The following is a 12,529-nucleotide window of genomic DNA, read 5'->3' on the forward strand; positions in this document are numbered from 1 at the left end:
CCTATCTGGAAAAGGTACTGGATGCTGGGTTGGCTAAATTGACCTCAATTTAACAATTTGTTCACGCTCTCACCCTGGGTTATCAACACTGGTCATTCGGCAAGCGCTTTATCCACACCGAGCGCAACTACAAGCGCGGCCAAATGGGACTGGCCTACGAGATCGTCATCAACTCGGACCCCTGCATCGCCTATCTGATGGAAGAGAACACCATGCCGATGCAGGCGCTGGTCATGGCCCACGCCTGCTATGGTCACAACTCCTTCTTCAAGAACAACTATCTGTTCAAGGCCTGGACCGATGCCTCCTCCATCATCGACTACCTGTTGTTTGCCAAGAACTACATCACCGAGTGCGAGGAAAAACACGGCATCGATGCGGTGGAGAAACTGCTTGACTCCTGCCATGCCCTGATGAACTTCGGGGTGGATCGTTACAAGCGGCCCCAGAAGATTTCTCTGGCCGAGGAGAAACGGCGCCAGAAGGCGCGGGAAGATTATCTGCAAACCCAGGTCAATGAGCTGTGGCGTACCCTGCCCAAGCAGCACAAGATTGCCGGGGTGGAAGACAGGCGCTATCCTGCCGAGCCTCAGGAGAACATCCTCTATTTCATCGAAAAGAATGCCCCCCTGCTCGAGCCCTGGCAGCGCGAGGTGGTGCGTATCGTGCGCAAGATCAGTCAGTACTTCTACCCGCAGAAGCAGACGCAGGTGATGAACGAGGGCTGGGCCACCTTCTGGCACTACACCATTCTCAACCACCTCTATGACGAGGGAAAAATCAGCGATCGCTTCATGCTGGAGGTACTGCACAGCCACACCAACGTGGTCTATCAGCCCCCCTACAACAGCCGGTATTACTCGGGGATCAACCCCTACGCCCTTGGCTTTGCCATGTTCACGGACCTGCGTCGCATCTGCGAACACCCGACCGAGGAGGACAGATACTGGTTCCCCGATTACGCTGGCACCAACTGGGTCGAGACATTGCATTTCGCCATGCAGAACTTCAAGGACGAAAGCTTCATCAGCCAGTTCCTCAGTCCCAAGGTGATGCGCGACATGAAGCTCTTTGCCATCGATGACGACGATCTGAAGAACTACCTCAAGGTGTCCGCCATTCACAATGAAGAGGGCTACCGACTGGTGCGTAGCACCCTGTCCGCTCAATACAACCTGAGCAACCTGGAGCCCAACATTCAGGTCTACAACGTGGCAGTGAAAGGCGATCGCTCCCTGACCCTGCGCTATGTTCCCCACAACCGCATCCCCCTTGGCGAGTCACGCCACGAGGTGCTCAAGCATCTGCATCAGCTGTGGGGCTTCGATGTGGTGCTGGAGCAGGACAATGGCGAGCTATCCGCAGATATCATCGGCCGTTGTCCGGACCGCAAGAGCATGACCTGACGTCAGTGCCGGGCATAAAAAAACGCGCCATCAGGCGCGTTTTTCTTGGATCAGGGCAATCAGTTGTCACACAGGTTGCTTGGCATGTCCTGACGCAGACGGGTCCAAAGCTTGCCAGACTCGATGCCGTACTGGCGTACTGTCATGAACACGGCTTCGTGATCCTTGGTTTCGGCCAGCTTGCGCAGCGTCTTGTAGTAGGCATCTGCGGTTTCCCGCGCCTGTTTGTCCGAGAAGTAGTAGCGGCCAACCCGGCTGTACAAGCCCTTGAAACCGTTGAGAATCAAGGCATAGATGGGGTTGCCCGAGGCAAATGAAAGCTGGTGATGCAAACGGTAGTCGAAGTCCGCATAGGCCTCGGCCGTGTTCTCCACATCATCGGCACCCCGCAAGATCTCGGCGGCCTGTTCCGGGTTGTTGCGAATGGCGCCACGGATGAAGATGGTGCAGATGTTGGTCCGGGCGGAGAGCAGCTGTGCCACCAGATCCGGCACCTTGTCCTGATCGAGACGTGCCAGTGTCTCCAGAATGTTGAGACCGGAGGTTTCCCAGAAATTGTTGACCTTGGTCGGTTTGCCATGCTGGATGGTGAGCCAGCCATCACGGGCAAGGCGCTGCAACACTTCACGCAAGGTAGTGCGAGTCACGCCGATCAATTCGGACAGCTCGCGCTCCGCCGGCAGAATGGATCCAGGAGGAAAGCGATTGTTCCAGATGGACTCGATGATGTATTCCTCGGCAAACCCGGCAGGGCTTTGCGCTTTAATGACCATGTAATGACTCTGTTGTAGTGCGTAAAAAGGCCCCCGAATAATAGCAAAGCCGGTCATGCTGGCAAGCAGAAGGTCGGTCCTCTGCTCACATTACCCCGATCTTTTTGTTAAAAATATGTATACAGCAACAAGTGGGGAGTCAACCAACACCAAATGATGGGGATATAAGCGTTTGCTCGCTGGGCAAGTTCGGCGAGCTTATTTATAGTTATCGCTCCCTTGATTAAAATCATGTGCAATCAATCTGATACAGGTGAATATCCGGATGTTCGGCTCGGGTCGGGCTCGACTGCATAGACGCAGATATCAACAACAGAACAGAGAACCGTCATTATGCCAATCAGCCTAGGGCGCGCGTTTACAAAGAACTTTTTGGGCAATGCTCCGCGATGGTACAAAATTGCCATCGTTCTATTCCTGCTGATCAACCCGGTCATTTTCTACGTTGATCCCTTCCTGGCCGGCTGGCTGCTGGTTGTCGAGTTCATTTTCACCCTGGCCATGGCCCTCAAGTGCTATCCGCTGCAACCGGGCGGACTCCTGGCCATCGAAGCCGTGCTCATCGGCATGACCTCCGCCAACCAGATAAAGCATGAGCTGGTGGCCAATATCGAAGTGCTTCTGCTGCTGGTCTTCATGGTGGCCGGCATCTACTTCATGAAGCAGTTGCTGCTCTACGTCTTTACCAAGATGCTGGTGCGCATCCACTCCAAAACGTTGCTTTCTCTCGCCTTCTGCCTGGTGTCTGCCTTCCTCTCCGCGTTCCTTGATGCCCTGACCGTGATCGCCGTGGTCATCAGCGTCGCCACCGGCTTCTACGCCATCTACCACAAGGTGGCCTCCCGGGATGAGTCCGGCAATCTGCATCATGATGACGAAGAGATTGACGAGCTCTCCCGCCAGCATCTGAACGAGTTTCGTGCTTTCCTGCGCAGCCTGATGATGCACGCCGCCATCGGTACCGCCCTGGGGGGCGTCTGCACCCTGGTCGGCGAACCCCAGAACCTCATCATCGGTGAACAGGCCGGGTGGCACTTCGGTGAATTTGCCATTCGCATGGCACCAGTCACCATTCCGGTCTTCATCTGCGGCCTGCTGACCTGCATCCTGGTCGAAAAATTCCGCTGGTTCGGTTATGGCGCCCGCTTGCCCGAGCCCGTGCGTCACATCATGGAATCCTACGAGCGCGACGAAGACGCACAACGTACCCCGCAGGACAAGGCCAAGCTGATCGTCCAGGCGCTGATTGCCACCTGGCTTATCACGGGTCTTGCCCTCCATCTGGCTGCAGTTGGGCTGATCGGCCTGACGGTCATCGTGCTCGCGACGGCGTTCACCGGCGTGACTGAAGAACACGCGCTTGGCAAGGCATTCCAGGAGGCTTTGCCATTCACCGCCCTGCTCACCGTCTTTTTCAGCGTGGTGGCGGTCATCATCGATCAACAGCTGTTCAAGCCGGTGATCCAGTGGGTACTGGCGGCCAAGCCGGAGGATCAGCTTGCCCTCTTCTACCTAGCAAACGGTCTGCTCTCCATGGTCAGTGACAACGTCTTCGTCGGCACCGTCTACATCAACGAGGTGAAGACCGCCCTGATCAACGGCGCCATCAACCGGGAGCATTTTGATCTGCTGGCCGTGGCCATCAACACGGGCACCAACCTGCCGTCGGTCGCCACCCCCAATGGCCAGGCCGCATTCCTGTTCATGCTCACCTCGGCCCTCGCTCCCCTGCTGCGCCTCTCTTATGGCCGTATGGTCTGGATGGCGCTGCCCTATACCCTGGTGCTGGGGCTTGTCGGCTTTTTCTCCGTGGAACTGCTCCTCGGTCCTGCAACCGAATGGTTCTATCAGGCAGGGTGGTTGCTGGATCATGGGGCACTGCCACTGCCCACCCCGTCCACACACTGATCATGAAAGGGGCTGTTCGACCCCTTTCTTTTCAGATGGGGCTCTGCTCTAATTCAGCCACTATTTTTCTCTGAGAGATCAATCATATGATCGAGTATCTTCGCCGCATTGCCAGTCATCGTCTGGCCTGGGGATTGCTGGCAGCCTCCGCTTTCGCGCTGGAACTCTGCGCCCTCTTCTTCCAGCACGTGTTGGGTTTGCACCCTTGCGTGATGTGCATTTATGAACGTATCGCCCTCCTCGGCGTACTCACGGCCGGCCTCCTCGGCATGGTCGCGCCAGAGCGCTGGTACCTGCGCTGGAGTGCCATGCTCCTGTGGGGTTACAGCGCCTTCTGGGGCCTGAAACTGGCGCTCAAGCATGTGGATTACCAGATGAACCCCTCCCCCTTCAACGTATGCGAGGGATTTGTTGACTTCCCTGCCTGGGCACCACTGGATAAGTGGGTTCCCTGGATGTTCTACCCGGACGGCGACTGCAGCGAGATCAGCTGGCAGTTCCTCGGTTTCTCCATGCCGCAGTGGCTCGTGGTCATCTTTGCCGCCTATCTGCTGGTGTTCGTCATCGTGGCTGCTGGCAACCTGATAAAAGGGCGCTGCTGCAACTAGTTCGTCACTCGACCCTAAGAAGGGAGCCCATGGCTCCCTTTTTATTTCCTCTTTATCGCCTCACGACCCCATGCCCAGAGGGCCGGATCTCCTTCTCCCTGTTCTGCCAATGAAGTGGCTGCCTGCGGGTGTGCATCATCGTAACAGGCCACAAGCGGGTCAAAGGGCGCAGCAGCGACCTGCCACTCGGCCTACCAACAAGAAGGGAGCCATCGGCTCCCTTCTTTCATGTCGTGCACGGCGATGTCACGCGCCTTCGGAGGTAGCCTTGCTGGCACTTCTCCTGGCCTTCACCATGCCGATCACCATGGGCAACAAGGAGACCGCGATGATGCCGAAGATGAGCAGGGTAAAGTTGTGGCGCACTACCGGCAGATTGCCAAAGAAGTGGCCGGCATAGACGAAGGAGAGCACCCACAAGAGCCCCCCCACCAGGTTGAACGCCAGGAAGCGGGGATAGGTCATGGCCCCCATGCCCGCCACGAAGGGGGCGAAGGTGCGCACTATGGGCAGGAAGCGGGTGATGATGATGGTCTTGCCGCCATGCTTGGCATAGAAGGCATGGGTCTTGACCAGATAGTCCCGGCGAAAGATTTTGGAATCGGGGTTGCGAAACAGCTGCTCACCGAAGAAGTGGCCTATGGTGTAGTTCACCACGTTGCCGAGCACCGCGGCGATGATCAGCACGGCGGCTAGGGTGTGCACGTCCAACACGCTGCCCACGGTGAGGGCACCTGCAGCAAACAACAGGGAGTCCCCCGGCAGGAAGGGAGTCACCACCAGCCCGGTTTCACAGAAGATGATGAGAAACAGGATGGCGTATACCCAGACGCCATAGTTCTCGAACAGCTCTTTCAGATGCACGTCAACGTGCAGAATAAAGTCGATGGCAAAGAGGATCAGATCCATTTTTTGGTACCCATGAAGTGAACGGCGTGGAGTCTACGCCAATGAGACCTGGCTCACAATCTCCCCATGGTCCCCTTTTTCGAATCCCATGAAGGGAGTCATTCAGTCCCCCCTTCTTTTCCCCTCTCCCTGAACGTAGGCTTCTGCTCACTCGGCCTTGTCCAGAGCGGCCAGCACCTCGCCGGGCAAGCATTTCTCCCAGCCCCACAAGAGGAGCAGCAACAAGGTAGCGTCGTCGAGCCAGCCAAGGAGAGGCACCACATCGGGGACAACGTCCACCGGGCTGATGCCATAGAGCAGAATAAGGATCACCAGCCCCTTCGCCCACCAGGGCGTGCCTGGGTGGCGAAAGCCTTGATAGAGGCGGCGCAAACGCCGCCAGATGAGCCAGCGTCTGGTGCTCATGACTCGATCAGCTCGCCGCGCAGCCGCTGGATCTGATCCCGCAGCGCCGCCGCCTGTTCGAACTCCAGATCACGCGCATGCTGGAACATCTGCTCTTCCATCCGCTTGATCTCCTTGCTGATCTCGCTGGCAGAGCGGGCATGGTACTCCCCTTGCGGTTCGGCAGCCTTGCGACTCCCCTTGCCCGCCTTGCCCGCCGTGCGGCTGCCCCCCATGTCCATCACATCGCCGATGGCCTTGTTGAGCCCCTTCGGCACGATGCCGTGTTCCAGGTTGTGGGCGTGTTGCAGGGCGCGGCGCCGCTCGGTCTCTTCGATCGCAACCTTCATGGAGTTGGTGATGGTATCCCCGTAAAGGATCACCTTGCCGTTGAGGTTGCGCGCTGCCCGGCCGATGGTCTGGATGAGGGAGCGGGTGGAACGCAGGAAGCCCTCTTTATCCGCATCCAGAATGGCCACCAGGGAGACTTCCGGCATGTCGAGTCCTTCGCGCAGCAGGTTGATGCCCACCAAGACGTCGAACTTGCCAAGGCGCAGGTCGCGGATGATTTCCACCCGCTCCACGGTATCAATATCCGAGTGCAGATAGCGCACCCGTACCTCGTGATCCGCCAGGTATTCGGTCAAGTCCTCCGCCATCCGCTTGGTCAGTGTCGTGACCAGCACCCGCTCCTCCACCGCCACCCGCTTGCGGATCTCGGAGAGCAGATCGTCCACCTGGGTGCTGACCGGCCGCACTTCCACCTCAGGATCGAGCAGGCCGGTGGGACGCACCACCTGCTGCACCACGTCACCGCCTGACTTCTCCAGCTCGTAGGGGCCGGGGGTCGCCGAGACGAACACCGTCTGGGGCATCAGCGCCTCGAACTCGTCGAACTTGAGGGGCCGGTTGTCCAGCGCCGAGGGAAGGCGGAAGCCGTACTCCACCAGGGTCTCCTTGCGGGATCTGTCCCCTTTGAACATGGCGCCGATCTGCGGCACCGTGACGTGGGATTCGTCGATGATGAGCAGGCCGTCCCCCGGCAGGTAGTCAAACAGGGTGGGCGGCGGCTCACCCGGTGCGCGGCCGGAGAGGTAGCGGCTGTAGTTCTCTATACCGGAGCAGTAACCCAGCTCCTGCATCATCTCCATGTCGAACTGGGTGCGTTGGCTGATGCGCTGCTCCTCCACCAGCTTGTTGAGGTTCATCAGCTGCTCGCGCCGCCCCTTGAGCTCCTCCTTGATGTGCTCGATGGCACCCAGAATGGTCTCCCGCGGGGTGGCGTAGTGGGTCTTGGGGTAGATGGTGTAACGCACCACCGTCTGCTCGATGGCGCCGGTCAAGGGATCGAACAGGGAGAGGCGTTCTACCTCTTCATCAAACAGCTCCACCCGCAGGGCCAGCTTGTCCGATTCGGCGGGGTAGATGTCGATCACCTCCCCCCGCACCCGGAAGGTGCCGCGCTGGAAGGCCATGTCGTTGCGGGTGTACTGCAGTTCGGCGAGGCGGCGCAGGATATCCCGCTGATTGATCACGTCCCCCACTTTGAGGTGCAGCATCATGCTGAGGTAGGCCTGGGGATCCCCCAGACCATAGATGGCCGATACCGAGGCGACGATCACCACGTCGCGCCGCTCCAGCAGCGCCTTGGTGGCTGACAGCCGCATCTGCTCGATGTGATCGTTGATGGAGGCATCCTTCTCGATGAAGGTGTCCGTGGTCGGCACATAGGCTTCGGGCTGGTAGTAATCGTAATAAGAGACGAAATACTCCACCGCGTTGTCGGGGAAGAACTCCTTCATCTCCCCATAGAGCTGGGCCGCCAGGGTCTTGTTGGGGGCCAGGATCATGGTGGGACGATTAAGAGTCGCGATGACGTTGGCCATGGTAAAGGTCTTGCCCGAACCGGTCACCCCGAGCAGGGTCTGGTGGGCCAGTCCCGACTCGATGCCATCGAGCAGCTGGGCGATGGCCCTCGGCTGATCCCCGGCGGGTTGAAACTGGCTGGCCAACTGGAATAACTTGCTCATGACGACTCCCGGCAAAAAACGGCAAGGGAGCAGTGTACCCCGAGTTGAAGGAGCTGGGTATCCGCTCACCCTCCCTGATGGCTATTGACCCTGAAATACGACCTCTGTATGATGCACCTCCTTGCCTGATGTTCCCCCGTAGTTCAGTCGGTAGAACGGCGGACTGTTAATCCGTATGTCACTGGTTCAAGTCCAGTCGGGGGAGCCAATTCCTCACCATCTCGGTGCAAGTTATCCACTTTAGTGCTTTCCTCTTCCAATTTTAATGCACAAGCCCTCCCCTGCGGCCTGACTCCCTTTTGATCTCCCGTTACTGACCAGCAGCGTTTTGTTCTGCTGCGTATAACTATTTGATTTTTATAGAAACAATTTATTGCAGGTATTTTTTGAACAGTCCTTGCAGCCCAGTATTGGCGCGGCTTTCAGCCTGATCGCCAAGTTTCATAAACAGGGTTATCCACAGTTTCTGTGGGTAACTTGACCAAAGCCACGGTTCATCTGGGCTGGCAGCCATTGTCCCCGGTTTGCGATGGCTGCCCCCGTTCTTCCCCATTTTCTGCTGTTTTTCCCTTCCCCCCTAAATGGGATGAATCGACTCGCGGTGCTGCCTGTGGGGGATTTTTTTTCGCTATGCCGCGTCCTGCGGGTCAGCCCTCGCCGGATGAGTCATGAGTCTCTTTTGTTACCCTTCAATTTCCTCAGTGGAAAATGCTGAAAAACATGCCCGTTTGCTCCCCATGCAGCAGGTAATAAATTGTCCACAGGAGCGTCATCCCCTCTCTGCTCGACAGCATATTTCACTCATTGACAGCGGGCCTTGCAGCGTAAAATAGAGGTGTTTTCCCCAGCCCCCCCTCGCATCCCTATCTTCATCGAAGAGACCAGCACTTAACTGGCTGTTAATCCGCTTTGGCGCTTCTTTCTTGATACAGGATCCGGCACAATATCGGCCTCACTTTTATCCTCGGTTTTTCCGGGCATGACCATAGATTTCGTGACACTGCTACATCAAAGCGACTCCCTGCTGCTGTTCGTGGTACTAGCCTTCGGGCTGCTGCTGGGCAAGGTACGCATCGGCAACTTCCAGATAGGCAACACCATAGGCGTGCTCTTCACCGCCCTGCTGTTTGGCCAGATGGGATTCCAGTTTTCCACCTCCACTGAAAACGTCGGCTTCATGCTGTTCATCTTCTGTGTGGGAATTGAAGCGGGGCCGCACTTTTTCAGCGTCTTCCTTCGCGACGGCATCCACTACATCACCCTGACCCTGGTGATCCTGCTGTCGGCCCTGCTGCTGACCGTGGGGCTCGCCAAGTTCTTTAATCTGGGGCCCGGCATGGCCGCCGGCATTCTGGCAGGTTCCCTCACCTCCACGCCGGCCCTGGTGGGGGCGCAGGACGCCCTGCGAAGCGGATTGCTCAACCTGCCCCACCAGACCGACATGCAGTCGGTGCTGGACAACATGGGCATCGGCTACGCCCTGACCTACCTGGTGGGGCTGGTGGGGCTGATGCTGGTGGTGCGCTACCTCCCCTCCCTGGCCAGGCTGGATCTCAATACCGAAGCGCAGAAGATTGCGCGCGAGCGGGGGCTGTCCGACAGCGAGAGCCGCAAGACCTATCTGCCCATCATCCGCGCCTATCGGGTCGGCCCAGAGCTCGCCGCCTGGATCGGGGGGCGTACCCTGCGGGAGACCGGCATCTATCCCCACACCGGCTGCTATGTGGAGCGCATTCGCCGCAACGGCATCCTGGCGAGCCCCGACGGTGATGCCGTCATTCAGGAAGGGGACGAGATAGCTCTGGTGGGCTACCCCGAGAGCCACGAGAAGCTCGACGTCAACTACCGCAACGGCAAAGAGGTGTTCGATCGCAACCTGCTTGACCTCCAGATCGTCACCGAAGAGATCGTGGTGAAGAACGATGCCGTGGTGGGTCGCCACCTGGTGGAGCTCAACCTCACCGAGAAGGGGTGCTTCCTGAACCGGGTGGTGCGCTCCCAGATCGAGATGCCGTTCGATCGCAATATCATGCTGCAAAAGGGTGACGTGCTGCAGATCAGCGGCGAGAAGCAGCGGGTCAAGCTGCTGGCCAACAAGATCGGCTTCATCAGCATCCACAGCCAGACCACGGATCTGGTAGCCTTTGCCACCTTCTTCGTGCTGGGGCTGCTCATCGGCTCCGTCTCCCTGGTGTTCGGCCAGATAGAGTTCGGCCTCGGCAATGCCGTCGGCCTGCTGCTGGCGGGGATCCTGATGGGCTACCTGCGGGCCAACCACCCCACGGTGGGCTATGTGCCGCCGGGGGCCCTGCGCCTTGCCAAGGATCTCGGGCTCGCTGTCTTCATGGTGAGTACCGGCCTCAAGGCGGGGGGCGGCATCCTTGATCACCTGAGCGAAGTGGGGATGGTGGTGCTCTTCTCCGGCATGCTGGTGACCACCTTGCCGGTGCTGGTAGGCTACCTGTTCGGTGTCTGGGTGCTCAAAATGAACCCAGCCCTGCTGCTCGGCGCCATCACGGGCGCACGTACCTGCGCCCCGGCCATGGACGTGGTGAACGAAGCGGCCAACAGCTCCATCCCGGCGCTCGGCTATGCCGGCACCTATGCGGTGGCCAACGTCATGCTGACCCTGGCGGGCTCCTTCATCATCGGCTTCTGGTTCTAGCCAAACGGGCCCGCAACACGCAGAAAAAGAGGAGCCTCGGGGCTCCTTTTTTCATGGGCGGGCACTCCTGGATGGAATAGTGGAAATCGTGCTATGGGGCCATCTCTATCAAACCCAATAAGCTAAATCACCCACAAGGCGCCACTTACACTCAATAAAACGAGCTAGGTGTAAGTGATGAAACGCGCATGGATGGTCGTGATCTGGTGGTTCTGCTCCCTGACGCCAGCCTGGGGGGCCGAATCCGGCAAGCAGGTGGCCCCCGAGGCAGAGACGGAGAAAAGCGCCCTGAGCTTTGAGGGGGACGAGCTTGCCAGACCCAGGCTGGGAGATCTCGACGTCATGCTGGAGCAGCGCACCATCCGAGTGCTCACCACCTACAACAAGACGGGGTTCTTCATCACCAAGGGCGTGCAGCGGGGCGTCACCTACGATGCCTTCATGCAGGTGGAAAAGCGTCTCAACGAACAGTTGCGCAAGCAAAAGGCGATCAAGCGCCACCTCAAGGTGCACTTCGTCTTCATTCCCGTGGCCCGGGAAGCGCTGCTGAGCTCCCTCATCGAGGGCAAAGGCGACATCGCCGCCGCCAATCTCACCATCACGGACAAGCGCAAGAAGCAGGGTATCGCCTTCACCGATCCCCTGCTTGAAAACGTGCGGGAGCTGCTCGTCTCCGGCCCCCTCTCCCCCAAGGTGGAAAGCGCCGCCGATCTCGGGGGCCAGCGCGTCTTCGTGCGCCCCTCCTCCAGCTACTACGAGAGCCTCATGGCCTACAACCAGGCCCGCAAGTCGGCGGGAGAGCCCCTCATCGACCTCCAACCCGCCTCGGAGGTACTCGAAGATGAAGATCTGGTGGAGATGGTGAACGCAGGCCTGCTCCCCTTCATCGTCATGGACGAGCACAAGGCCCGCTTCTGGCAAAAGATTTTCCCCGGGATCACCATTCACGACGCCCCCGTGTTCCGGGAAGGGGGCGTCATCGCCTGGGCGGTGCGCAAGGAGAGCCCCCAGTTGCTCGCCATGCTCAACGAGCAGATCAAGGCGCTGCGCGGCAAGGCGACGGGGGATGAGATCCTGGCCCGTTATCTCAAGCAGAACAAGTTCGTCAAAAGCGCCGCCGCCGAGGCGGAGCGCAAGAAATTCCTACAGGTGGTCGAGCTGTTCCGTGAATATGGCGAACGCTATGACATGGACTGGCTGCTGATGGCGGCCCAGGGCTACCAGGAGTCCGCCCTCAACCATCATGCCCGTAGCCATGTGGGCGCCATCGGCATCATGCAGATCATGCCCGCCACCGGCAAGGGGCTGAAGGTCGGCGACATCCGCCAGCTCGAGCCCAATATTCACGGGGGCGTCAAATACATGCGCTGGATGATCGATCACTACTATGCGGACGAGCCCATGACCGCCCTCGACAAGGCCCTCTTCTCGTTCGCCTCCTACAATGCCGGCCCCGCCCGGGTAGCCAGGCTCCGTGCCGAGGCCAGGAAACGGGGGCTGGATCCCAACGTCTGGTTCCACAATGTCGAGTACGTGGCGGCAGAGAAAATCGGCCCCGAGACGGTCACCTATGTGGGCAACATCTACAAGTACTACATCGCCTACAAGCTGGTGATGGAGCAGGTGGCTCTGCGCCAGCAGGCGAGCGATGCCCTGAAACAGGAGGCGAAGGAGGACATCAGCACATCGGCGGCGAAACCGACCCAGTGATCCTTGCCGGACGAGGCGCTCACGGGCGCCTCGTTTCTATACGCGCTCCCCTCTTCGGCCCAGGGCGGGAGCATACTTTGTTGGTTATTTAACCAAAGAATAGTTGTGCCCGATAATTGTCATCCCAGCTTGCTTT

General features: G+C 58.8%; 8 protein-coding genes, 1 tRNA gene and 1 pseudogene. 6 read left to right on the forward strand and 4 right to left on the reverse strand.

Features of this window, described 5'->3' with window-relative positions; genetic code table 11:
• Positions 1-68: 68 nt before the first annotated feature.
• Positions 69-1,406: pseudogene (locus OKB81_RS15945) on the forward strand (SpoVR family protein); the annotation flags it as partial.
• A gap of 59 nt (positions 1,407-1,465) precedes the next feature.
• Here the strand turns inward: OKB81_RS15945 and fadR are convergent.
• The gene (gene fadR, locus OKB81_RS15950; protein ID WP_010674906.1) at positions 1,466-2,179 is read right to left on the reverse strand and encodes a fatty acid metabolism transcriptional regulator FadR; all 714 of its coding nucleotides are present in this window, start codon (positions 2,177-2,179) and stop codon (positions 1,466-1,468) included.
• A gap of 333 nt (positions 2,180-2,512) precedes the next feature.
• Here fadR and nhaB point away from each other — a divergent pair, with 333 nt between their 5' ends.
• The gene (gene nhaB / locus OKB81_RS15955) at positions 2,513-4,087 is read left to right on the forward strand and encodes a Na(+)/H(+) antiporter NhaB (RefSeq protein WP_052814370.1); all 1,575 of its coding nucleotides are present in this window, start codon (positions 2,513-2,515) and stop codon (positions 4,085-4,087) included.
• An 86-nt stretch (positions 4,088-4,173) separates the two neighbouring features.
• Positions 4,174-4,695 (forward strand): disulfide bond formation protein DsbB, encoded by a 522-nt coding sequence (gene dsbB / locus OKB81_RS15960; protein ID WP_010674908.1) that lies wholly within the window; start codon positions 4,174-4,176, stop codon positions 4,693-4,695.
• A 246-nt stretch (positions 4,696-4,941) separates the two neighbouring features.
• Here dsbB and OKB81_RS15965 read toward each other — a convergent pair whose 3' ends face one another.
• From OKB81_RS15965 to uvrB, 3 genes are all read right to left on the reverse strand, one after another.
• Positions 4,942-5,604: a DedA family protein gene (locus tag OKB81_RS15965; protein WP_010674909.1), complete on the reverse strand. Its 663-nt coding sequence runs from the start codon at positions 5,602-5,604 to the stop codon at positions 4,942-4,944.
• Between the two features lie 147 nt (positions 5,605-5,751).
• The gene (locus OKB81_RS15970; protein WP_041215068.1) at positions 5,752-6,009 is read right to left on the reverse strand and encodes a DUF1232 domain-containing protein; all 258 of its coding nucleotides are present in this window, start codon (positions 6,007-6,009) and stop codon (positions 5,752-5,754) included.
• Positions 6,006-8,018, reverse strand: a complete 2,013-nt coding sequence (gene uvrB / locus OKB81_RS15975) for an excinuclease ABC subunit UvrB (protein WP_052814371.1) — start codon at positions 8,016-8,018, stop codon at positions 6,006-6,008. Before uvrB ends, OKB81_RS15970 begins: the two co-directional genes overlap by 4 nt.
• Before the next feature lie 132 nt (positions 8,019-8,150).
• Here uvrB and OKB81_RS15980 point away from each other — a divergent pair.
• The 3 genes from OKB81_RS15980 to OKB81_RS15990 all read left to right on the forward strand — a co-directional run bounded on the left by OKB81_RS15980 (position 8,151) and on the right by OKB81_RS15990 (position 12,393).
• Positions 8,151-8,226: transfer RNA gene (locus OKB81_RS15980), tRNA-Asn, on the forward strand.
• A gap of 771 nt (positions 8,227-8,997) precedes the next feature.
• Positions 8,998-10,683: an aspartate:alanine antiporter gene (locus OKB81_RS15985; RefSeq protein ID WP_029314601.1), complete on the forward strand. Its 1,686-nt coding sequence runs from the start codon at positions 8,998-9,000 to the stop codon at positions 10,681-10,683.
• Between the two features lie 177 nt (positions 10,684-10,860).
• Entirely contained in the window at positions 10,861-12,393 is a 1,533-nt protein-coding gene (locus OKB81_RS15990; protein WP_103261916.1) for a lytic transglycosylase F, read from the forward strand.
• Positions 12,394-12,529 lie beyond the last annotated feature (136 nt).

It is taken from the genome of Aeromonas sp. QDB56, assembly GCF_027705505.1.
Taxonomy (GTDB): Bacteria; Pseudomonadota; Gammaproteobacteria; order Enterobacterales; family Aeromonadaceae; genus Aeromonas; species Aeromonas caviae.

Coding starts and splice junctions, on each gene's coding strand:
- OKB81_RS15985 (WP_029314601.1), top strand. CDS start 8,998: ATGACCATAGATTTCGTGACACTGCTACATCAAAGCGACTCCCTGCTG.
- OKB81_RS15970 (WP_041215068.1), bottom strand. CDS start 6,009: ATGAGCACCAGACGCTGGCTCATCTGGCGGCGTTTGCGCCGCCTCTAT.
- OKB81_RS15990 (WP_103261916.1), top strand. CDS start 10,861: ATGAAACGCGCATGGATGGTCGTGATCTGGTGGTTCTGCTCCCTGACG.
- dsbB (WP_010674908.1), top strand. CDS start 4,174: ATGATCGAGTATCTTCGCCGCATTGCCAGTCATCGTCTGGCCTGGGGA.
- nhaB (WP_052814370.1), top strand. CDS start 2,513: ATGCCAATCAGCCTAGGGCGCGCGTTTACAAAGAACTTTTTGGGCAAT.
- fadR (WP_010674906.1), bottom strand. CDS start 2,179: ATGGTCATTAAAGCGCAAAGCCCTGCCGGGTTTGCCGAGGAATACATC.
- OKB81_RS15965 (WP_010674909.1), bottom strand. CDS start 5,604: ATGGATCTGATCCTCTTTGCCATCGACTTTATTCTGCACGTTGACGTG.
- uvrB (WP_052814371.1), bottom strand. CDS start 8,018: ATGAGCAAGTTATTCCAGTTGGCCAGCCAGTTTCAACCCGCCGGGGAT.